Source organism: Enhydrobacter sp. (genome assembly GCA_025808875.1).
Lineage (GTDB): Bacteria > Pseudomonadota > Alphaproteobacteria > Reyranellales > Reyranellaceae > Reyranella.
This window is the reverse complement of the sequence record CP075528.1, coordinates 1,525,392-1,545,900: the sequence shown is the minus strand read 5'-3', so window position 1 is coordinate 1,545,900 and position 20,509 is coordinate 1,525,392. Positions and strand designations below refer to the sequence as shown.

The window sequence follows — 20,509 nt, the reverse complement described above, 5'->3', positions numbered from 1 at the left end:
TGACGCATTCGCGCATCTACGCTCCCCCCCTCGCCGCTCGAGGCGGCTCTGGACCAGGTCGACGCGTGGCTCGAATCGCCCTCGCTGGTGACGCTGGCCGAATCGGCGTCCCATTGGACCACACTGCGGCCTCTCCTGCTGGCGGGCCGAATCTCGGGCGCGCGTGCACGATGCGCGCATCGTTGCCCTTTGTCCCAGCACGGCGTCCGCGAGCTTTGGTCGGCCGACCGCGACTTCAATCGGTTCGCCGGGCTTTCGGTGATCAACCCACTGCTGTAAGCCGCGACGATGGAGCTTCCGGTCGACGAGGCCCTGCCGCGCCTCAAGGCGGCGCTCGGGACGCACAACGCCGCCGTGCTGGTGGCGCCGCCGGGCGCCGGCAAGACGACGCGCGTGCCGCTGGCGCTGCTCGACGCGCCTTGGCTGCAGGGCCGCAAGATCGTCATGCAGGAGCCGCGCCGGCTCGCCGCCCGTGCCGCCGCCCGCCGCATGGCCGCCACGCTCGGCGAGCCGGTCGGCGCGACCGTGGGCTATCGCGTGCGCCTCGACAGCAAGGTCGGCCCGCGCACGCGCATCGAGGTCGTCACCGACGGCCTGTTCCTCAGGATACTGCAGGACGACCCGTCGCTTGACGGCATCGGCTGCGTGATCTTCGACGAACTGCACGAGCGCGGGCTGGAGACCGACCTCGCCTTCGCCCTGGTGCGCGAAGCCCAAACCGCGCTGCGCGAGGATCTGCGGGTCGTCGCGATGTCGGCGACGCTCGATCCCGGCCCCGTCGCCGAGCGGCTGGGCGGCGCGCCGCTGGTCGAATCGGCGGGCCGCATGTTCGCCGTCGAGACGCGCCATCTCGACCGCGACACCGCCGGCCGGCTGGAGGACACGGCGGCCTCGGCGGTGCGCCGGGCGCTCGCCGAGGAGACGGGCAGCGTGCTGGTCTTCCTGCCGGGCGTCGGCGAGATCAGGCGGGTCGCGGAACGCCTGGCCGATCTCGACCGCGACATCGACGTGGCGCCACTCTACGGCGACCTTCCGTCCGCCGAACAGGATCGCGCCATCGATCCGGCGCCGCCCGGCCGGCGCAAGGTGGTGCTGGCGACCTCGATCGCCGAGACCAGCCTGACCATCGAAGGCGTGCGCATCGTGATCGACGGCGGCTACATGCGCATGCCGCGCTTCGCGCCGCGTTCCGGTATGACGCGGCTGGAAACGATGCGCGTCAGCCAGGCCTCGGCCGACCAGAGGCGCGGCCGCGCCGGCCGCCTCGAGCCGGGCGTGTGCTACCGGCTGTGGAGCGAGGAAACGCAGCGCGGCCTGCTGCCATTCACGCCACCCGAGATCCTCGAAGCTGACCTCGCGCCGCTCGCGCTGGAACTCGCCGCATGGGGTGTCGCCGACGCCGGCGCCCTGCCCTGGCTGACGCCGCCACCCGCCTCGTCGCTCGCCATGGCGCGTACCCTGCTGCTCGATCTTGGCGCCATCGACCAGGCCGGCGCCATCACGCCACACGGCCACGCCATGAGCCGTCTCGGCCAGCATCCGCGCCTCGCCCATCTCGTCCTGAAGGGCCGCGAACTCGGCCAGGGTCGCGTCGCGGCGCTGCTGGCCGCCATCCTGAGCGAGCGCGACTTCCTGCGCCTGCCGCCCGGCCAGCGCGATGTCGACCTGCGCCATCGCATCGATCTCGCGCTCGCCGGCCGCGCACCCCGCCAGATCGCCGAGATGGCGCGCCGCATGACGCCGCGCGAATCGAAGGACGAAATGCCGGATCTTTCCACGACCGGCGCCCTGCTCGCCCTCGCCTATCCCGACCGCATCGGCCGGCGGCGACCGGGAGCGGCGGGCCGATACCTCCTTTCCGGCGGGCGTGGCGCGGCCCTGCCCGAAGGCGACCCGATGGCCAACGAGGAGTTCCTGGTCGTGGCGGATCTCGACGGCACGGCGCAGGACTCGCGCATCTTCCTCGCCGCCCCCATCGCAGCCGGCGAGATCGAGGAACTCTACGGCGAGCGCGTCGTCGACGAGCAGGTCGTGCAGTGGAGCGTGCGTGACAACGCGGTGCTGGCGCGCCGGCGGCGGCGGCTCGGGGCGCTGGCGCTCGAGGACAAGCCCCTCGATCGGCCCGATCCCGGGAAGGTGAAGGCCGCCTTGCTCGAGGGCGTTCGCCAGCGCGGACTGCCATGGACCGACGAATTGCGGGCGTGGCGCGCGCGCATCGCCTTCCTGCGTGGGATCGATCCGGGCTGGCCCGACCTGTCGGACGCCACTCTCGGCGCGTCGCTCGAAGAGTGGCTGGCGCCGTTCGTCGATGGCGCGACCCGCCGCATCGACTTCGCCGAGGCGATCCGCGCGCTGGTGCCGTGGGACAAGCAACGCGAGCTCGACCGCCTCGCGCCGACGCACATCGAGGTGCCGAGCGGCTCGCGTGTCCCGGTCGACTATGCGAACGCGGCGGAGCCGACCCTCTCGGTGCGCCTGCAGGAGATGTTCGGGCTCACCGACACGCCGCGCATCGGCGGCGGCAAGGTGCCGGTGACGATCCATCTCCTGTCGCCGGCCCGCCGGCCGGTGCAGGTGACCCGCGACCTGGCGAGTTTCTGGAAGACCGCCTATCGCGACGTGAAGGCCGAGCTGAAGGGCCGCTACCCCAAGCACTATTGGCCTGACGATCCGCTGATCGCAGAACCGACGGCGCGGGCACGGCCCCGACGCTGACGCGCCGATCCGAGGTCAGTTGCCGGTGAACAGCATCAGCACGGCCGGCCCCGTTCCCGTTTCGACGACCGTGTCGCCGTGAAAGCCCGCCTTGGCATAGGCGCGCCGGGCGCGGTGATTGCCGACGTCGGGGTCGATGGCGACGACGGGAGCGCCGGCACGACGCAACGCCGCCGCCAGCTGCCTCAAGAAGGCCGAGCCGTGACCCCGCCCCAACATGTCCGGCTCGCCGATGAAGGCGTCTATCGCCCGCGTGCCTTTCGGCAGCCCATCAAAATGCGGCTGCGGCCAGCTTTGGACATCGTAGTGCTGCGCATAGGCGAACGGCCGATCCTCGTGCGCCACCACGAGCATCGTCATCCTCGGCTCGCCGAGATCTTCGGCGAGCAGGCCGAACTGCTCGTCGGGATCCCCCCACCAGCGCACCACCTCGGGTGTTCTCAGCCAGCGCTCGAACAGGGGCAGGTCGGCGGTGCCGGCCGGACGAAAGTCATAGGTCGACGGCGTCAACCGGCCGACCCTTCGATCGCGACGAGCAACAGGCGCCGGACAACGGGCATCAGGAAGAACATCGTCGGAAAAGCGATGACCCAGGAGATCATCCACGAGCTCATCCACGTCTCGACCATGCCCGCTTCGAGACCGACGGCGCGATAGGTCGCCACGCCGGAAACGAGGAAAGTCATGACTAGGGTGAGCGCCAACGGTAGGGCGAAACGCATGGTCCAAGCTGGAAGTTTCTTCACGTTGCCCGCCCCGATATGCTACGGCCTTGGCATGTCCCTACCGCTTCCCTTCCGCACCGCCAAGCAGCTTGCCACGGCCGTCCGGAAGAAAAAGATCGGCTGCCTCGAACTGCTCGATCTCTACCTGAAGCGGATCGAGGCTCTTAACCCCGCGCTGAACGCCGTCATCGCCACCGATATCGAGGGTGCCCGCAAGCGGGCGAAGGCCGCCGACAGGGCGGTCAAGGCCGGCAAGACGCTGGGGCCCCTGCATGGCGTGCCAATGACCATCAAGGAATCGTTCAACGTCGCCGGCATGGTCACGACCTGGGGCGATCCCGCCAACAAGGGCAACGTCGCGTTGGAGAATTCGCTGGTCGCCCAGCGCATGCTCGACGCCGGCGTCACGCTGTTCGGCAAGACCAACGTGCCGCTGATGCTGGCCGATTGGCAAAGCTACAACGCCGTCTACGGCTCGACCAACAATCCATGGGATCCCGGCCGTACGCCAGGTGGATCGTCGGGCGGCTCGGCGGCCGCGCTGGCGGCCGGCCTGACCGGCATCGAGGCCGGCAGCGACATCGGCGCCTCGATTCGCAACCCCGCCCACTATTGCGGCGTGTTCGGCCACAAGCCGACCTGGGGAGTCGTCAGCCCCAAGGGCCATGCCCTGCCCGGCAGCGTCGCCTACGGCGATATCGGCGTGGTCGGGCCGCTGGCGCGCGGCGCCGACGACCTTGAGATCGCGATGGATGTCATGGCCGGGCCCGACGGGATCGACGGGCGCGGCTGGAAACTCTCGTTGCCGCGCTCGAAGAAGAAGAAGCTTCGCGACTTCAAGGTGGCGGTGCTGCTCAGCGACGCCAACGCCGAGGTCGACGATTCGGTGCAGGCCGAGCTGCAGAAGCTCGCCGACTTCCTCGCCCGCAAGAAGGCCAAGGTCAGCGACAAGGCACGCCCCACCATCGACACGGTCGAGCTGAACGACGTCTATGTCCGGATGCTGCGCGCCGCCACGTCCGGCCGCATGTCGGATGAGGCGTGGGAGCAGGCCCGACACGACGCCGCCGGCTTGCCGGCCGACGACATGAGCTATTTCGCCCAGATGCAGCGCGGCAACTCGCTGGCGCACCGCACCTGGCTGCAGCTCAACGAGAAGCGGCACCGCATGCGACTCGCCTGGGACGCCTTCTTCGAGGACCACGATCTGATGCTGTGTCCGGTCGCGGCGACGGCGGCCTTCCCGCACGACCAGGAGGGCCTGCGCCACAAGCGCACCATCGTGGTCAACAACAGGAAAGTGCCCGTGGTCGACCAGATTTTCTGGGCGGGCTACTCCGGAATCGTTCTGCTGCCGGCCGCGGTTGCGCCCATCGGGCAAAGCGCGGAAGGCCTGCCGATCGGCGTGCAGATCGTCGGCCCCCAATATGGCGACTACGACTGCATCCGCTTCGCCCAGCTCCTGGAACGGGAGTATCGCAGCTTCACGCCGCCGCCGGCCTACGTCTGATCGGGGAGAGCCATGTCCGAGAAAATAGATCTCAAGAAGCACATCCGCTCGATCCCGGATTTTCCCAAGCCAGGCATTCTCTTCTACGACATCTCGACCCTGCTGGCGCATGCCAAGGCCTGGCACTCGGCGATCGAGCATATGGCCGAGGCGGTGCGGCCCTACAAGCCCGACGTGCTGGCGGGCATCGAGTCGCGCGGTTTCCTGCTGGCGGCGCCTCTCGCCATCGCCATGGGCACCGGCTTCGTCATGCTGCGCAAGAAGGGCAAGCTGCCCGGCATCACCGTGCGGCACACCTATGCGCTGGAGTACGGCACCGACACGATCGAGATCCAGAGCGACGCCGTCGAGAAGGGCAAGCGCGTGGTGCTGGTCGACGATCTGCTGGCGACCGGCGGCACCATGGCAGCGGCCGTCACCTTGCTGGAACAGGTCGGCGCCGTCGTGCCGGCGGCGGCCTGCATCATCGAGCTCACGTTCCTCGACGGCCGGCAGAAGCTGAACGTGCCGGTCGAGACGCTGTTGCGCTACGAGAGCTAAGAAGTCGGACGCGACCGAAGCGACCGAGCCGGCGGGAAGTTTCGCCGATTTGCGCGTCCGATCTCCCACCGTCCCTACCGTTCGTCGGCGCGATTGAAGGCGCCGACCCCATCCGGCAGCACGGCGAAGCTCGAGATGGATTGAGCGATCGGGTCGGACGAGCCGTCGACAAAGAAGCCGACCTCGCCGAAGGCCGTGCTGCGGCCGATCTTGACCGCCCGCGCCACACCCAGCACGTCCTGCCTCACGGCAGCGCGCAAAAAGTTGGTGGTCATCGAAATCGTCGCCAGGGTGGCGAAGCGGCCGAGCTTCTCGCAGATCGCCAGCACCATCACGGTGTCGGCGAGCGCCATCATCGCCTGCCCGATCACGACGCCGCCCGGCCGCACGATATGCTCGCCGTAGGGCAGACGGACCCGCACCTCGCTCGCCGATATGTGCTCGACCTTCAGGCCGAGCTGCCAGATCCAGGGCCCGAAATTGCCGCCCGGGGCAAGCTGGGCCTGGGCCGTTTCCAACGTGAAGAATCCCATGGCCGGTCCATGCTACCATTGGGTGGGGAGGAGTTAAGTCGATGGTTTCGATTTCCGGGTGTTTCTCGGAGAGCTACGCCGAGGCGCGCGCCAAATTCTGCGGTGCGGCGGCGAGCGCCGGCGGCGCGCTGCGCTCGTGGCTCAATCCGAACGCCCTGGGGCCGAACAGCGAGCGGCTGTATCTCGACACCGCACGCTTCGGGCCGGCCGACGCCGCCAACATGCTGGTGCTGATCTCGAGCACCCACGGCGTCGAGGGCCATTGCGGCTCCGGCGCGCAGATCGCGTGGCTGCGCAGCGGCGGACCGGCCGGGCTGCCCAGGGACACCGGCGCGTTGTTGATCCACGCCCTCAATCCCTACGGCTTCGCCTGGAGCCGCCGGGTCACCGAGGACAATGTCGACCTCAACCGCAATTTCGTCGACCACGACAAGGCCTATCCGGTCAACGAGGGCTATGTCGCGCTCTCCGATGCCATCCTGCCGAGCCACTGGGACGAGGCGAGCCTCGCGGCGAGCGCACAAGTCTTCGCCTCCTACGCGCAGAAGCACGGCGCCTTCGCCCTGCAGGGCGCGCTGAGCCGCGGGCAATATTCCCATCCCGACGGCATCTTCTTCGGCGGCCACAAGCCGACCTGGAGCAACCGCACTGTGCGCGCCGTCGCCCGCGAGGAGCTCGCACGCGCCCGTCGTGTCGGCATCATCGACTTCCACACCGGCCTCGGCCCGTTCGGCCACGGCGAGCTGCTCTGCCCCGTTCCGCCCAGTGCCAAGTCCTATGCACGCACCCGCACCTGGTACGGCGACGAGCTGATGTCGCCGGAGGCTGGCACCTCGGCATCCGCCGTCGTGATGGGCGTGATGATCGACGCCTTCCCGCAGGAGCTGCCTGATGCGGAGGTCACGGCGGTGGCGATCGAATACGGCACCTACAGCGTGGCGGAAGTGCTGACCGCAGTGCGCGGCGACAACTGGCTGCATCGCCATGGCGATCCGGCGTCCGAGCTCGGCAGGAAGCTCAAGGCCGACATCAGGGAGCGTTTCTTCCCGGCCGGCGACAAATGGCGCGAGATGGTCTGGGCGCGCGCCGACCAGACGATCGGCTGGGCGCTCAAGGGATTGGGCGGTGGATGACGGGCCGCAACTGACGACGCCGGCCGTCGACGGCAGTGCCGATCCGACACGGCTCCGGCTGCAACGGGCGTTGCAGCGCGCACCCCTGTTCGCCGACCTCGACCGCAAGGCGATGTCGGCAATCGAGCGCGAACTGTCGTTGTTGCTACTGCCAGGCGGCGCGCCCCTCTTTCGTCAGGGCGAACCGGCCAACGCGGTCTATCTGGTGGCGAGCGGCTGCCTCGGCGTGTTCCGCCACGACAACGAGGGCGAGGAGCCGGTGCTGATCGCCGAGATCACACCCGGTAACCTGGTGGGCGAGATGTCGCTGTTGTCGCACACCCAGCGCACACGCAGCGTGGCGGCGCTGCGCGACAGCGAGGTGTGGCGGCTGGCGCGCACCAGCTTCGACGCGCTGACCGCCGATCATCCCGAAGCCCTGCCGACGCTGATGCGCAACGTCGCTGTGCGCAACGCGATGGGACCGGCCAAGCGCCGGCGCCAGCCTCGCACCTTCGCGCTGCTGCCGACCGGCAATCACGTTCCGGCGGCGCGCTTCGCCGTCATGCTGTCGAGTGCGCTCGGCCGCATCGGCGACCAGGTGCAGATGCTCGGGCCGGACTCCCAGGATCAGGAGCCCGACTGGTTCGCCCGCTGCGAGATGGACTCGTCCTTCGTGCTCTATCGCGCCGACCCGACCCTGACGCCATGGACCGAACTCTGCCTGCGCCAGGCCGATTGCCTGCTCGTGGTTCGGGTGTGCAACGACGACGAGCCCACCAAGGTGCCGTTCGAGATCGAGGCCACCGAGCCCGGCGCGGTGTTCCGCCGCCGCCGCGAGCTGGTGCTGCTGCACGAGGGCCACGATCCGCGCTCCGGCTCGACGACATCGCAGATCGCCGGCGGCATGTACGGCCAGCACCATCACGTGCGGCTGGACATCGGCTCGGATTTCGACCGCCTGGCGCGGCTCATCACCGGGCACGCCGTCGGCGTGGTGATGGCCGGGGGCGGCGCGCGTTCGTTCTCGCACATCGGCGTCGTCAAGGCGTTGCGCGCGTCGGGGGTGCCGATCGACCTGACCGGCGGCACCAGCATGGGCGCGATCGTCGCCGCCGCGGTGGCCGCCCGCTGGACCGACCAGGAGCTTCGCGAACGCTTCCGTGCCTCCTTCGTCGAGCGCAACCCGCTCAGCGACTACACCCTGCCCTTCGTCTCCTTCTACGGCGGCCGCAACGTCGTCGGCCTCCTGCGCTCGGCGTTCGGGGAGAAGGACATCGAGGACCTGATTCTGCCCTTCTACTGCGTCACCGCGAATCTCACGACCTCGACCGCCGACGTGCACATGGTCGGGCGCCTCTGGCGCTGGCTGCGCGCTTCCGTCTCGCTGCCGGGCGTTCTACCGCCGGTCAACGACGCCGGCCAGGTCCATGTCGACGGCGGCGTGATCGACAACTTCCCGGTGAGGCCCATGCGCCGGCAGGGTCGCGGCGTGACGATCGGCGTCGACATCGACACCGGCGGCGCCTTGTCGGCCGGCGCCGGTGTCGAGGAGTCGTGGTCGGCCTGGGAGTTCTTCCGGCGCCTGGTGTGGAAGCGGCAGGAGACGCTGCCGATCCCGTCGATCGTGCGCATCCTGCTGCGCGCGGCGCTGGTGTCGAGCGCGGCGCGCGCCACGGAGGATCGCCACGCCGCCGACTTGCTGATCGTGCCGCCGATGGAGCGCTACGACCTGCTCGACTGGACGACTTTCGATGCGGCGATCGAGACGGGCTACCAGGCGACCATGAAGAGGTTGGACGAGGCGCGCAGCCTGCCGGTCGGCGCCCGCCTCTTCATCGGCTGAGCCTTCAGCCGAGAAACCTCAACCCGTTGACGATCTTGTCGATCGTCCTGCGCGGGCCCCTGGCGCCGAGGCCGACGAGGTCGAGCGCGTCGGCCGGCGCGCTCGCGACCGCGGCGCGATTGTCGGCATCGTTGGTGGTGGCGAACATGGCCTCGATGTAGATCGCCGGCACGAGTTCGCGCGACAGCGCGCGCTGGTGCGTGCGGCGCAGTTCCTCGAGCGTGCCGCCGAAGACGAAGACCGGCTCGCGGATCAGCGCGCTATAGCTCCGGCCGGCGGCATCGCGGTAGGGCTCGCCCATCATGTCGGGCTGTGTGCCGGCCAGCCCCCCGGCCAGGAAGGCGGCGACGTTGGCGGCCTGCCAACCGGCGAGGTCGCGGCGCAGCACCAGGGCGGTCTTGGTTTCGTAGAGCATGGTCGTCATAGTGACCGGCAGTCTCCCACGGTCTTGAACGTTTGTGCATGCAGCAAGACGACCGCATCCAGTTCGACGAGCCGAGCGCCGGCCTGCAGCGCCTGGCTGCCCGTTTCAACGGCCACGCCTACGACGCCCATCGCCACGAAACCTATAGCGTCGGCCTCACGCTGCGGGGCGTCCAGGAGTTCCACTATCGCGGCGCCCTGCACGCCAGCCGGGCCGGCCAGGTCGTCGTCCTGCATCCCGACGAGGTGCATGACGGCCACGCGGGCGTCCCGGGCGGCTTCGCCTATCGCATGCTCTACGTCGATCCGGCGGCGATTGCGGCGGCGCTCGGCGGTGCGGCGCCCTTCGTTGCCGACGCCGTCGCCGACGATCCGGCCATGGTGGCGCTGCTCGGCGAGGCATTCGCCGACTTCCCGCATCCGCTCGAGCCGCTCGCCGCCGATGCCGTCGTCGCCGGGTTGGCCGAACTGCTGATGCGGCGCGGCGACGGTGTCCGCCGGCGGCGGTGGACCGCCGTCGATTCGCGCGCCGTAAGCCGGGCGCGTGACTATCTCGCGGCGGAATCGCCGCGCCGCGTCGCCTCGCGGGAACTCGAACGGATCACGGGGCTCGACCGGTTCACGCTGAGCCGCCAGTTCCGGGCGGCCTGCGGAACGTCGCCGCACCGCTTCCAGGTCGGGCGGCGGCTCGATCGGGCGCGCACCCTGATCCTGTCGGGCCGGGCCCTCGCGGACGTGGCGGCAACGACCGGCTTCGCCGACCAGAGCCACTTCACGCGCCACTTCACCGCGCGCTTCGGCCTGACGCCCGGGCGCTGGGCGGCACTCGCGCACGGCGCCCGCTAATCCTCGGCCGCGAAGGCGACGAAGTCGCCCAGGGGGATCTTGCGCCAGCTCTGCGCGCCATAGTCGACGAACGAGCGCAGCATCAGATCGGCCTTGCCGTTGTCGACCAGCCGCTTCTGCACGATCACGTAGAGCCGCGGGACGCGACCGTGCAGCTTCACCGTGCGCAGGAAGTCGGGTGACTGGAAGTCGGCATGATTGGCCATCACCCGGGAGTGCCGCACCTCGAGGCCGATCTCGGGCGACGTGACGTGGATCAGGGTCGCGCGGCGGTCGGCGCCCCGCCGATCGACCGAGCGAATGAAGTCGAGGGCCTCCGCGCTGGCGATCCAGTGGCGAAATCCGCGATCGCCGAGCGGGCGCCGGGCATTGTCGGCAAGGCGGGAAGCCTGGGCCGCGGCGCCGTAGGCACAGGCGAGAATGGCGATCGCGGCGAAGGCAAGCCGCGGCAGGCGCCACGGCAATTCTAGGAAACAATGCACCATGCCGCCGAACAGCACGAGCGACACGATGCGAAAGTGGCGCTCGTCGCTGCTGACCACGCTGCCGCGCGCCCAGGTCCACACCAGCACGGCGGACACCGCCGCCGCGAACAGCGCGGCGAACAGCAGGTAGTCGGCGAAGTCGCGCCTCAGGCGCCACCACATGAGCACGAACGTGGCGAGCGCCAGCGGAAGGAACAGGTAATAGACCGGCAGCACCGAGCCCAGCACCGGCCGGCTCGGATGGACAAGCAGATAGGCTGCCAGCTCACCGAGCGACAGGGACGAACTCCACACCGCGCCGACCGCCAGCGCTCCGTGACTGACCAGCAGGGGCCATTGCAGAGTCGTCTGCTCGGAAACCGCCGTCCAACCCCGCGAGAACCAGGCGAAATAGAACACCAGGCCCATCGCGGTGATGGTCACGCCCGCCACGACGGCCCGCCGTGCCAGGGCGACGCCGAGCCATCCCCGCTCGGGACGCGGCACGACGGCGCCGATCGCCGCGGCTGCCAGAACGATGCCCGACAGCTTGGCCAGGAACAGGACCAGGGGGGCGGCCAGCAAGGGCACGACCGCCGACCAGCGCAGGTCGCGCAGGCGCCAGACCACCAGCAGAAACCAGGGTGCCGTCCCGAACAGCAAGACCTCGCCGCCGTTGTAGATGCCGAAGGCGAGCCCGACATGGCGCGTGCAGGCCACAATCAGCACGGCAATCGCGCTGCTCCGCACGGGAAAGCCGAAGGCGCGATAGAGCACATACCATCCGAGCAGGCCGGCGATCGTGGCGGCGGCGGCCACCAACACCATCGCCCAGCCGAGGTCGAGGCCCGCCTCTTCCAGCCATCCCGGCAGGAGGTGCTGGCCCGGCGACCACGCGGTCATGAAGCCGCTGACATCGCGGGAGATGTCCCCGGGATCGGGCCCCGACGACATGTTGAAGGGCAAGCCGGCGCGGTTGTCCCAGCCCAGGAGGCCCCATCCGCTGTCCGAGAACATGGTCGGCCGAACAACGCCGTTGGCGATGGTATACGCCGCCACCAGCACGGCAACGAGCGACCAGCAGACGACGAACGCGCTCCGTGACCACGGCAGATTTTTCCACAAAGCGACGTTCAACGGCATTCCCCCAGCCTCGAAAGACGGTAGCGTGCCGAGCGGCGACTGACGACCGTGAAAGAGGCCTCCATCGGATGATCAAGAGCGTGGCGCAACTCCTCCATCAAGGGATGTCGCGCGCGCCGCGACCCGTCGCCCAGGGCTATCTCCGGTTGCTGTCCGCCATCAGCCGCAGTCTGCTTCCCCGCTCGGTGGCGCGGCGCGTCCACAACTCCGTGTGCGGCTACGGCCATCCCTGGCCGGCGATGACCTTCACGCCGCGGCGCGTCGTTCTCGGCGAGTCGACGGAGGTCGCCCTCGTTCCCCATCTCGGCGAATTCGACGAACAGGCCCTGTTCGGCCGACGGCTCGAGTACGAACAGGAGGTGTTCGCGTGGCTCGAGCGCAACGTCGCGCAAACCTACGACCTCGTGATCGAGATCGGCGCCAATGTCGGCGTCTACACCGTCTTCCTCGATGCGCTGTACCGCCGCGCGACGCCGCACACCGCGCCCCGGATCGTCTCCTTCGAACCCTCGCCGGAGGCCCATCGCCGGTTGGTCGAGAACCTCCGCGCCAATGGCACCAGGTTCGTTTCCGTCCACCAGGCCGCGGTCGGCAGCGCCTCCGGCCTGCAGCCCTTCTTCGAACCGCGAGGCCATCTCACCAACGGCTCTCTGCTGCGCGAATTCTCGGAGATCTTCTCACCTTCGGTCGCCGAGCATCTCGTCGTCGTGGTCGCCGCCTCCGAGCTGGAGCGCTGGCTGAAGCAGGCAACGCATGCGTTGATCAAGCTCGACGTCGAGGGATACGAGCCGGCGCTGCTCGAGGCCCTGCAGCCGATCATCGAGCGTCACCGGCCGGACCTGCTGATCGAGGTTCTTCCCTTCACCGTCGACGCGCTCAACGCCGCGCCGGCGCTCGCCGGCTACGACCGCTGCCTGATCGTCGACGACGGTCTGGAGCCGGCGTCCGCCCTGCGCGTCTCGGAACGACACCGCGACTGGCTGCTGCGGCGACCCGATCGCTAGCCCAGGCGGCCGCCGCGCAGCCTGTGCAGCAGGCGCTGCAGGCCGAGGCCGGGCGACAGGCCGAGGGTCGCGGCGAACCAGGCCGGCGAGAAAGCCGAGCACCAGGCATGGCGCTTGAGGCGATCGGCATCGATCGAGGCGAACAGCTCGGCCGCCGCGGCGTTCTCGCCGGCATGGAAGAGAGTGAGCACGAAGCGGAAGATCTGGCGGTCGAAGGCCGCGCGCCGCTCGTCGTCGAGCGCGAAGGACGCCTTCATCTCGCACCAGAAGCGACCGGCCTTGACCGGATCGAAGTGGTCGTAGAGCACGGTCAGGCGGCCGTCTGAATCCTGGCGCATCATGACAATGTCGCGGTCGACATGGGCGATCCTGGCCGCCGGGTCGCTCAGCGCCCGCAGGTAGCATTCCGCCATGTCCCACGGCAGCCGCGACTTCTCCTCCGGGCAGACGGGCCGCAGGCTGCGCTTGAGCAGCGCGCTGCCGGTCGCCCATCCACCGTCGACCACGTTGGCCAGCGCGTCGCGATAGGGGAAGGACGGGCGGAAGTGGCGCTCCGCCCGTCCGTCAACCAAATCGCGCCAGTTGCCGACGACGGCATCGAAATCGCCCTCGCGCGCCCGCGCCAGCAACACCTCGAGGCCGCCCGGCACCAGCAGGTCGTCGGAATCGAGGAAGAGGACATGGTCGCCGCGCGCCTCGCGCAGCGCGGCGTTGCGGGCCGCCCCCGAGCCGCGATTGTCTTGGCGGAACAGCCGTATCCTCGCGTCGCCGTCGCCGCGACCGAGATCCGACGGCTTCAGCGGCTCGCGCGAGCCGTCGTCGACGATGACGATCTCGAGATCGGTCAGCCCCTGCTGCAGGACCGACTCGACGGTCTCGCCGATCAGGCCGTGGCGATTGTAGAACGGCACGATGATGGAAATGGCCGGCACAGGCGGGTCCGCGGCGAGGGGGCGTCGCACCCTACTGTCTGGCGCCACGGCCGCCAAGCCGGGCGTCACTCGCGTCGATAGCGACGATCAGGGCGTCTTCTTGTTGATCACGGCAAGGAAATAGCCATTGTGCCAGTCGCTTTGCTCGCGATTGACCGCCGGCAGGGTGCCGTCGAGCGACGTTCGAATCTCGCTCGCCGCCTCGATGCGGCAGCCGAGATCGATCAGCGCCCTTAACGTGCCGTTGCGCACCGCCCGCCAGTTCCAGTCATCGACGATCAGCAGATGCCGCGCCGCCAGGGCGGGCTGCGCGAGCATCACGCCGTCATACTGGTCGTGCTCCTTGTGCGGGCCGTCGAACAGGTAGACGTCGAACGTGCCCAGCGCCCGGTAGTCGACGGCACGGAAATCGCTCTCGATGAAGCCGAAGCGTACCTTCTCGGACCGGGCGAGCGCCACATTGGCGAAGAAGGTGTCGCGCGGTCCGCCGAACTGCGACCAGTTGTCGATGCAGATCACCTCCACGTCGTTGCCGTACATCGCCGCCGTCGCGGTCGATCCGCCCCACGAACCGACCTCGAGATAACGCAGGCCAGGCCTGTCGCGCAGGTAGTTGTTGATGAACGACCGGTAGAGCTGGCCCGACATGCCGGCGATGGCGCGGATCTCCGGTACGAGCCTGCTTTCGCCGCGGATGGCGGCCTCCAGACTCTGCGCCATCCGCGTGGCCTCCGCAGAAGCGATGCCACGACCCGTGCTCGCCATCGCAGGCAGCACCGCCGGCATGTGCTGCGGCAAGGCGAGGCGCAACCGGTACCACCGCTCGCGCAGCATGTTGGCATGCTTCGACAACTGCCACCGGATCGCCGGCAGGAATCGCCCCTCTTGCACCACGCGCGAGAGGCCCTGGGCGCGTTTCAGCATTCCCTAGCTCCGACCCGCGGGCAGGGACCCAGCCGACGCGGAACTGAAGTACGGGTTGAAGCCCGTCGAACCAATCGATTCGCCGATGGGTCCATGCCGCTTGCGGAACGGAACGAGGATCGAGCAGGCCGGCAAGGAAACGGGTCGCAGAACTTTCTGGTCGCGACACTAGGTCAAGTCACCGCGACGACCAAGAGCGCCGTTGCTACCTTGCATTGAAAAAGGCGCGATCCATCTCGCAGTCGATCTGCAATGCCGGGACCAAACGCCTTCCCCCTCTAGAGGGAAGGCTATCGGATGGGTCGCGGCCGTCGTGTCACAGCCCGCCGTTCACCACCAAGCATTGGCCCGAGACGTAGTCGCTGTCGGGGCTGCAGAAGAGATAGACCGATCCTGCCGCCTCTTCCGGCAGGCCGCCGCGGCCGAGCGGGATCATCTGGTTCATGGCGGCGATGCGGCCGCCCTGGACGCCGATCTTGACCTTGCGGCCCTGCACCTCGATCTCGCCAGCCTCGCCTTCGCTCAACGGCTTGGTGAGCCGGGTCTGAATATAACCGAAGGCCACGGCATTCACCGTCACGTCGTAGCGCCCGAACTCCTTGGCCAGCGTCTTGGTGAGCCCGATGATCCCGGCCTTGCCCGCCGAGTAGTTCGACTGGCCGGCGTTGCCGTTGACGCCCGAGGTCGAGGAAATGTTCACCACCTTGCGCACGACGCGTTTGCCCGCCGAGCGTTCCTTCTCCACCTCGCCGCGAAAGTGCTGCTGGAAGGCACGCAGGATGCGGAACGGCGCCGTCAGGTGAACGTCGAGGATGGCGTACCATTGCTCGTCGCTCATCTTCTGGATCACCGAGTCCCACGTGTAGCCGGCGTTGTTGACCACGACGTGGCAGCCGCCGAAGGCGTCCACCGCCGTCTTGACGATGCGGTCGCCGAAGTCGGGCTTGGCCACGTCGCCGTTGCACATGACCGCCTTGCCGCCGAGCCTCTCGATCTCGGCCACCGTTTCCTTGGCCGGCGCATCGTCGATGTCGTTGATCACCACCCTGGCGCCGTCGCGCACCAGACGCAGCGCGATCTCGCGGCCGATGCCGCGCCCCGAACCGGTGACGATCGCCACCTTGCCGTCCATCTGACCCATCGATGTCTCTCCTAATTGAGCGCGACCGTTGCGTCGCCCTGCAGCGTGTCCTGTCCGTTCTGATTGGTGCACTTGACCTCGAGATCGACCAGCTTCTGGCCGTTCTCCTCGCGCTTGCCGGTGACCTTGCCACTCACCGTAATGACGTCGCCCACCCAGGTGATCGAGGTGAAGCGGGTACCGAGCTTCCGCACCTGGGCTTGCGGCACCCACGAGGTGACGAGACGGCCGAGGAAAGCCATCGACAGCATGCCGTGCGCGAACACGTCCTTGAAACCGAACTTCTTGGCGAAATCGATGTCGACGTGGATCGGGTTGTGGTCGCCCGAGCCGCCGCAATAGAGCGCCAGTTGATGCCGGCTGATCGGCGGCAGAACGAGCGGCTTCAGCGTGTCGCCCACCTTGACGTCGGCGAACTTCGGAGCATTTGCCATGGTTCGTCCTCCTACTTCTTGGCCGCGTCGGGGTTGCGCACGACGGTGATGCCCTTGGCCTTGGCCACCGGCTTGCCGGACTGGTCCTTGAGCTCGGTCTCGCTGACCACGAACCAGAGCGCCCCGCCCTTCTTGTCGTAGATGTCGACGACCTTCTGCTGGCAGGTGATCCTGTCGCCGGCGTGCACCGGCGCCAGATACTCGTAGTGCTGCTCACCGTGCAGGATCAGGCCGATGTCGACGTTGAGCAGGCGCAGCAGGCCGCCCTTGTCGGGATCGTCGTTGGTGACGGCAGTGAGATAGGTCGGCGGCGCGGGAATCGCGCGGTAGCCGGCGGCCTTGGCCGCGGCCTCGTCGACGTAGATCGGGTCGTCCTCGCCGATGGCCTTGCAGAATAGCCGGATCTTGCCGGCCTCGACGGTCGTGGTGAAGGCGTTGAACTTGTGTCCGATGAGCTTCTTGTCGAGCTGCATGCTGGTCTCCTCCTCACATGAAAAACCCTCCCCCCGGTCGCCCGGAGAGAGGGTCGTTCGCTCGCCCCTTTACTCGTAGCGGCCGACGATGGCGATGCTCGACACGTTCTCGCGCGGCGCGCCGCCGAGGTTGTGGGTCATGCCGATCTTCGGGTCCTTAAGCTGCCGGGGGCCCGCCTTGCCCTGGAACTGCAGGTACATCTCATAGAGCATGCGCAGGCCCGAGGCGCCGATCGGATGGCCGAAGCACTTCAGGCCACCGTCGATCTGGCAGGGGATCTTGCCGTCGGCATCGTAGAAGCCGTCGAGCACGTCCTTCCAGCCCTGGCCGGGCTTGGAGATGTGCAGGTCCTCCATGGTAACGAGCTCGGTGACCGAGAAGCAGTCGTGCACCTCGAACATCGAGACCTCCTGGCGGGGATCCTTGATGCCGGCCTCCTCATAGGCCTTCTTCGAGGCGATGCGCGTGGTGTGGAAGTAGCTGCCGTCCCACGAATTGTGGCCCGACTCCGAGCCGTTCGACACCGAGAGCTGCAGCGCCTTCACCGAGACGATGTTGTGCTTGCCGAGCGACTTGGCGATCTCGGGCGTGGTGACGATGGCCGCCGCCGCGCCGTCCGACACGCCGCAGCAGTCGAACAGGCCGAGCGGCGAGGCGATCATCGGCGCGTTGAGGATGGTGTCCATCTCGACGGCCTTCTGCAGATGCGCCTTGGGGTTCTTGGCGCCGTTCTGGTGGCTCTTCCACGAGACATGACCGATCGCCTTCTTGAGGTCGTCGTAGCTCACATTATGGGCCGCCATGTAGGCCGAGGCGAGCTGGGCAAAGTTGCCCGGCGCCGTGCCGTTGGCGTTCCACAGCGCCTGCAGCGGTCCGCCGCGGCCGCCCGGCAGGCCGCCGTAGCCGGTGTCCTTCAGCTTCTCGACGCCGAGCGCCAGCGCGAAATCGGCCGCGCCTGAGGCAACGGCATAGCAGGCGCCGCGGAAGGCCTCGGTGCCGGAGGCGCACATGTTCTCGACGTGCGTGACCGGGATGTTCGGCAGGCGCAGCGTCATGCTGAGCGGGATGCCCGACTTGCCGACATGCACCTCGTCGATCGCGGTCGAGAACCAGGCGGCATTGAGCTGCTTGGCGTCGATACCGGAGTCGGCGATGCACTCCTTGTAGGCCTCGACCATCAGCTCCTCGGCGCCGCTGTCCCAGCGCTCGCCGAACTTGGAGCATCCCATCCCGAGAATGGCGACCTTGTCCTTGATACCCCGTGCCATGTTGGTCTCCTTGGATCGTGGGGTTGAGGGTTAAGACTCTAAGCTCAAACCGGCGCGGCCTTCCAGAAGTAGCGCTTGAAGCCACCGCGCATGATGTCGTTGTCACGGATTCGGAAGGTCATCCGCAGCTTGGCGCCGACCTTCACCTGTTCCTTATCGCAGTCGGTGAAATCGGACATGAAGCGGCCGCCCTCCGGGAAGGTGATCATGCCGTAGTAGGCCGGCGGATCCGGCGAATAGGTGAGCGAGTCGGCGGTGAACGACATGATGTTCGCCTCGAGCCCGGCCATCCGGTACGGCTCCTGGCTGTCGACCGCGTGGCAGTTGGGATTGACGCAGATCGGGGTGCGCGGGAACTGCACGGTGCCGCACACCTTGCACTTGCCGCCGACCAGCCCGTAGATCATGTCGCGCTTGCGCCACAGCACCGAGAGCGCGGTCTTCTTGTCGAACTCCGCGCGCATGCCCTTCTCAAGCGGCAGCATCTCGTTGAAGGCGAGGAACTTCAGGTAGTTCTTCTCTTCCTTCCGCCGCGCCATCCAGCCCGACAGGCCCTTGCGCCTGGGCAGCCTAGCGTTCTCGGGCGTGACCTCGAACACCAGGATGTCCACGCCCTGGCCGAAGGCGACCACCATGATCTTGTCGCCCGCCTTGGCCGTCTCCAGCGCATCGACCAGCATGACCAGCGCGTGCGCCGCGCCGGTGTCGCCGAGGTTGGCACCCAGCAGGTCGCGCACCGCGCCCTCGCCGATGCCGCAGATCTTGGCCATCTGCTTGGGCACCGCCGGCATCAGGCTCGGCATGATGAAGTGGGTGACGTCGCCGCCCTTGAGCTTGCACGCCGCAAGCGCCGCCTTGACGGCCGGCGGCACGATTTTCGAGTAGCCCTCGTCGCGGATCCACCGCTCTTCCCAGGCATAGTCGAAGTCGGTCTCGTCGCCGCGGAAGTGGTCGACGAAATCCATCGACACCGAGTGATGGCCGACCAGTTTGGCGATCACGTTCTCGGTACCGCACAGCAGCGCCGCCGCACCGTCGCCGTAGTTCAATTCATTGGCCGAGGCCACGCGCGCGAGGCGCTTGTCGGCGGCGGCGACCAGCGAGGGCGCACCGTTCCGGGAGGCGTTGAGTCCGGCAATCAGCGCCGACGTGCCGGCCTTCTGCGAGCCCCCGACGTCGGACGCCAGCAGGTTCTGCTCGATCGACAGCGCCGTGCCGATCACGCCCGCGTTCTGGCGATCCTTGAAGGGATGCGTGGTCGACGCGAAGTAGAGGCTGCGCACGTCCTCCGGCTTGTGACTGGTGAGGCAATCACGCGAGGCCTCGACCGCCATGGTGATCGAATCCTCGTCCCAGTTCGCCATCGAGCGTTCGCCCTTGGCCAACCCGCGTAGCCCGGCGGCGAACCACTTGTTGGCGTCGTAGACCGCCTGACGGTTGAGGCGCAGGCGCGGCACATAGGCCCCGTAGGCCACGATTCCGACCATCTCGTCTTTCCTCCAAGTGAACGCTCGTTCATCGGCTCTTAGCGCGCCAGCCCAATCGGCGCAAACGGAACTACCGACCGGTCTGCGGAACGCCTCCCTGCGGCGGCATCTCGCGCACCAGATTGCGATAGCCGGCGTCGGGCGGGATGTGCAGGAACCGCTTGCCTTCGCGCGCCTCGACCCACGGCTGGACGGTGACGATCTTGCGCTTCCTCGCCTGCGCGATCGCACCGGCGACAGTGCCACCCTCAGCCAGCAGTTCGAGATTCTTCTGTGTGGCATGCACCAGCGTCCGCCGGCCTGCCGTGGCCTCTGCGATCGCCTCCTGGGCGCCGATCCAGACCGAATCGACCGACTCCGAGCCGTCATGCAACGCCACTTGATCGGCCGGCGCCTCGGCGAGGAAGAACCACGTGTCGAAGCGCTTGGGCACGAAGACCGGGGTGATCCAGTGCGCGTAGGGCACCATGAGATCGGTCGCCAGTTCGAGATCCTCCGCCTCGACCAGGTCGACGATGCTCGCCTCGTCCTTCGCGAGCCTGTCGCGCCAGCGCTTCTCGATCGGAGCCAGGTCCGCGGCGCCGATCAACTCGCGTCGCCCGCGCCTGTGGGCAAGCAGGATGCCGCACTCCTCGAAGGCTTCGCGCACGCCGGCGACGCGGAACTTGAGTTCCTCGTCACCGATCGAGGCGGCGCCGGTGCAGCGCGCGCGCAGGCGTTCGTCGCCATCGGCGTCCTCTAGCTTGCCGCCGGGAAACACCAGCGCGCCGGAAAAGGAATCGATCTGGTGGTGGCGCACCACCATGAAGACCTCCAGCGGCGAGGAGGCGTCGCTCTGCTTCGAGGGGCGGAGAAGAAGAACGGTGGTGGCGGGCCGCGCTGCTGCCGGCTCTTTCTTGGGGGTATCGGTCATGCGTGGATTGTCACACACGGCCCGGGACAGTGCCATCGTCGGGACGTAAACTCGTCGCCACCCGTTCCGCACTGA

General features: G+C 68.2%; 20 protein-coding genes. 7 read left to right on the top strand and 13 right to left on the bottom strand.

Annotated features, from left to right (window positions below):
• Positions 1-288 precede the first annotated feature (288 nt).
• Positions 289-2,715, top strand: a complete 2,427-nt coding sequence (gene hrpB, locus KIT25_07775; GenBank protein ID UYN96815.1) for an ATP-dependent helicase HrpB — start codon at positions 289-291, stop codon at positions 2,713-2,715.
• 15 nt (positions 2,716-2,730) lie between these two features.
• Here the strand turns inward: hrpB and KIT25_07770 are convergent, their stop codons facing one another.
• Both KIT25_07770 and KIT25_07765 read right to left on the bottom strand, forming a co-directional pair.
• Positions 2,731-3,225 carry a GNAT family N-acetyltransferase gene (locus KIT25_07770; GenBank protein ID UYN96814.1) on the bottom strand — a complete coding sequence of 165 codons (495 nt, stop codon included), beginning with the start codon at positions 3,223-3,225 and terminating at the stop codon, positions 2,731-2,733.
• Complete coding sequence (locus KIT25_07765) at positions 3,222-3,401, bottom strand: DUF2798 domain-containing protein (protein UYN96813.1); 180 nt, start codon at positions 3,399-3,401, stop codon at positions 3,222-3,224. Before KIT25_07765 ends, KIT25_07770 begins: the two co-directional genes overlap by 4 nt.
• A 91-nt stretch (positions 3,402-3,492) precedes the next feature.
• Here KIT25_07765 and KIT25_07760 point away from each other — a divergent pair, with 91 nt between their 5' ends.
• Positions 3,493-4,950 (top strand): amidase, encoded by a 1,458-nt coding sequence (locus tag KIT25_07760; GenBank protein ID UYN96812.1) that lies wholly within the window; start codon positions 3,493-3,495, stop codon positions 4,948-4,950.
• Between the two features lie 24 nt (positions 4,951-4,974).
• The gene (locus KIT25_07755; protein UYN97862.1) at positions 4,975-5,490 is read left to right on the top strand and encodes an adenine phosphoribosyltransferase; all 516 of its coding nucleotides are present in this window, start codon (positions 4,975-4,977) and stop codon (positions 5,488-5,490) included.
• A gap of 74 nt (positions 5,491-5,564) precedes the next feature.
• On the opposite strand, the gene KIT25_07750 is transcribed toward KIT25_07755, so the two are convergent.
• Positions 5,565-6,023: a PaaI family thioesterase gene (locus tag KIT25_07750; GenBank protein UYN96811.1), complete on the bottom strand. Its 459-nt coding sequence runs from the start codon at positions 6,021-6,023 to the stop codon at positions 5,565-5,567.
• A 41-nt stretch (positions 6,024-6,064) separates the two neighbouring features.
• On the opposite strand from KIT25_07750, the gene KIT25_07745 reads away from it, so the two are divergent.
• Positions 6,065-7,156, top strand: coding sequence for a M14 family metallopeptidase (locus tag KIT25_07745; protein UYN96810.1), 1,092 nt, complete (start codon positions 6,065-6,067; stop codon positions 7,154-7,156).
• Positions 7,149-8,981 (top strand): patatin-like phospholipase family protein, encoded by a 1,833-nt coding sequence (locus KIT25_07740; protein UYN96809.1) that lies wholly within the window; start codon positions 7,149-7,151, stop codon positions 8,979-8,981. The genes KIT25_07745 and KIT25_07740 overlap by 8 nt, the downstream gene beginning before the upstream one ends.
• Before the next feature lie 4 nt (positions 8,982-8,985).
• Here the strand turns inward: KIT25_07740 and KIT25_07735 are convergent, their stop codons facing one another.
• Positions 8,986-9,396, bottom strand: a complete 411-nt coding sequence (locus KIT25_07735) for a DUF2000 domain-containing protein (GenBank protein UYN97861.1) — start codon at positions 9,394-9,396, stop codon at positions 8,986-8,988.
• Between the two features lie 47 nt (positions 9,397-9,443).
• Here KIT25_07735 and KIT25_07730 point away from each other — a divergent pair, with 47 nt between their 5' ends.
• Positions 9,444-10,250 carry an AraC family transcriptional regulator gene (locus tag KIT25_07730; GenBank protein ID UYN96808.1) on the top strand — a complete coding sequence of 269 codons (807 nt, stop codon included), beginning with the start codon at positions 9,444-9,446 and terminating at the stop codon, positions 10,248-10,250.
• Here the strand turns inward: KIT25_07730 and KIT25_07725 are convergent.
• Positions 10,247-11,857, bottom strand: a complete 1,611-nt coding sequence (locus KIT25_07725; protein UYN96807.1) for a hypothetical protein — start codon at positions 11,855-11,857, stop codon at positions 10,247-10,249. The genes KIT25_07730 and KIT25_07725 overlap by 4 nt on opposite strands.
• Before the next feature lie 68 nt (positions 11,858-11,925).
• On the opposite strand from KIT25_07725, the gene KIT25_07720 reads away from it, so the two are divergent.
• Complete coding sequence (locus KIT25_07720) at positions 11,926-12,861, top strand: FkbM family methyltransferase (GenBank protein UYN96806.1); 936 nt, start codon at positions 11,926-11,928, stop codon at positions 12,859-12,861.
• On the opposite strand, the gene KIT25_07715 is transcribed toward KIT25_07720, so the two are convergent.
• From KIT25_07715 to KIT25_07680, 8 genes are all read right to left on the bottom strand, one after another.
• Positions 12,858-13,793 carry a glycosyltransferase family 2 protein gene (locus tag KIT25_07715; GenBank protein UYN96805.1) on the bottom strand — a complete coding sequence of 312 codons (936 nt, stop codon included), beginning with the start codon at positions 13,791-13,793 and terminating at the stop codon, positions 12,858-12,860. The two genes, KIT25_07720 and KIT25_07715, sit on opposite strands and share 4 nt — an antisense overlap.
• An 87-nt stretch (positions 13,794-13,880) precedes the next feature.
• On the bottom strand, positions 13,881-14,717 hold the full coding sequence (locus KIT25_07710) for a class I SAM-dependent methyltransferase (protein ID UYN96804.1): 837 nt from the start codon (positions 14,715-14,717) through the stop codon (positions 13,881-13,883).
• A 316-nt stretch (positions 14,718-15,033) separates the two neighbouring features.
• On the bottom strand, positions 15,034-15,858 hold the full coding sequence (locus tag KIT25_07705) for an SDR family oxidoreductase (protein ID UYN96803.1): 825 nt from the start codon (positions 15,856-15,858) through the stop codon (positions 15,034-15,036).
• Between the two features lie 11 nt (positions 15,859-15,869).
• Positions 15,870-16,292, bottom strand: coding sequence for a MaoC family dehydratase (locus KIT25_07700; protein UYN96802.1), 423 nt, complete (start codon positions 16,290-16,292; stop codon positions 15,870-15,872).
• A gap of 11 nt (positions 16,293-16,303) precedes the next feature.
• Positions 16,304-16,765 (bottom strand): MaoC family dehydratase N-terminal domain-containing protein, encoded by a 462-nt coding sequence (locus KIT25_07695; GenBank protein ID UYN96801.1) that lies wholly within the window; start codon positions 16,763-16,765, stop codon positions 16,304-16,306.
• Between the two features lie 69 nt (positions 16,766-16,834).
• Positions 16,835-18,034, bottom strand: a complete 1,200-nt coding sequence (locus KIT25_07690; protein ID UYN96800.1) for an acetyl-CoA acetyltransferase — start codon at positions 18,032-18,034, stop codon at positions 16,835-16,837.
• 44 nt (positions 18,035-18,078) lie between these two features.
• Positions 18,079-19,521: a hydroxymethylglutaryl-CoA synthase family protein gene (locus KIT25_07685; protein ID UYN96799.1), complete on the bottom strand. Its 1,443-nt coding sequence runs from the start codon at positions 19,519-19,521 to the stop codon at positions 18,079-18,081.
• 70 nt (positions 19,522-19,591) lie between these two features.
• The gene (locus tag KIT25_07680; GenBank protein UYN96798.1) at positions 19,592-20,434 is read right to left on the bottom strand and encodes a hypothetical protein; all 843 of its coding nucleotides are present in this window, start codon (positions 20,432-20,434) and stop codon (positions 19,592-19,594) included.
• Between the last annotated feature and the right edge of the window lie 75 nt (positions 20,435-20,509).

Bases quoted from the DNA above. Each gene is read 5' to 3' on its own strand.
- KIT25_07700 (UYN96802.1), bottom strand. From the start codon at position 16,292: ATGGCAAATGCTCCGAAGTTCGCCGACGTCAAGGTGGGCGACACGCTG.
- KIT25_07730 (UYN96808.1), top strand. From the start codon at position 9,444: ATGCAGCAAGACGACCGCATCCAGTTCGACGAGCCGAGCGCCGGCCTG.
- KIT25_07705 (UYN96803.1), bottom strand. From the start codon at position 15,858: ATGGGTCAGATGGACGGCAAGGTGGCGATCGTCACCGGTTCGGGGCGC.
- KIT25_07695 (UYN96801.1), bottom strand. From the start codon at position 16,765: ATGCAGCTCGACAAGAAGCTCATCGGACACAAGTTCAACGCCTTCACC.
- KIT25_07710 (UYN96804.1), bottom strand. From the start codon at position 14,717: ATGCTGAAACGCGCCCAGGGCCTCTCGCGCGTGGTGCAAGAGGGGCGA.
- KIT25_07750 (UYN96811.1), bottom strand. From the start codon at position 6,023: ATGGGATTCTTCACGTTGGAAACGGCCCAGGCCCAGCTTGCCCCGGGC.
- KIT25_07725 (UYN96807.1), bottom strand. From the start codon at position 11,857: ATGCCGTTGAACGTCGCTTTGTGGAAAAATCTGCCGTGGTCACGGAGC.
- hrpB (UYN96815.1), top strand. From the start codon at position 289: ATGGAGCTTCCGGTCGACGAGGCCCTGCCGCGCCTCAAGGCGGCGCTC.
- KIT25_07680 (UYN96798.1), bottom strand. From the start codon at position 20,434: ATGACCGATACCCCCAAGAAAGAGCCGGCAGCAGCGCGGCCCGCCACC.
- KIT25_07690 (UYN96800.1), bottom strand. From the start codon at position 18,034: ATGGCACGGGGTATCAAGGACAAGGTCGCCATTCTCGGGATGGGATGC.
- KIT25_07760 (UYN96812.1), top strand. From the start codon at position 3,493: ATGTCCCTACCGCTTCCCTTCCGCACCGCCAAGCAGCTTGCCACGGCC.
- KIT25_07745 (UYN96810.1), top strand. From the start codon at position 6,065: ATGGTTTCGATTTCCGGGTGTTTCTCGGAGAGCTACGCCGAGGCGCGC.
- KIT25_07720 (UYN96806.1), top strand. From the start codon at position 11,926: ATGATCAAGAGCGTGGCGCAACTCCTCCATCAAGGGATGTCGCGCGCG.
- KIT25_07735 (UYN97861.1), bottom strand. From the start codon at position 9,396: ATGCTCTACGAAACCAAGACCGCCCTGGTGCTGCGCCGCGACCTCGCC.
- KIT25_07685 (UYN96799.1), bottom strand. From the start codon at position 19,521: ATGGTCGGAATCGTGGCCTACGGGGCCTATGTGCCGCGCCTGCGCCTC.
- KIT25_07765 (UYN96813.1), bottom strand. From the start codon at position 3,401: ATGACTTTCCTCGTTTCCGGCGTGGCGACCTATCGCGCCGTCGGTCTC.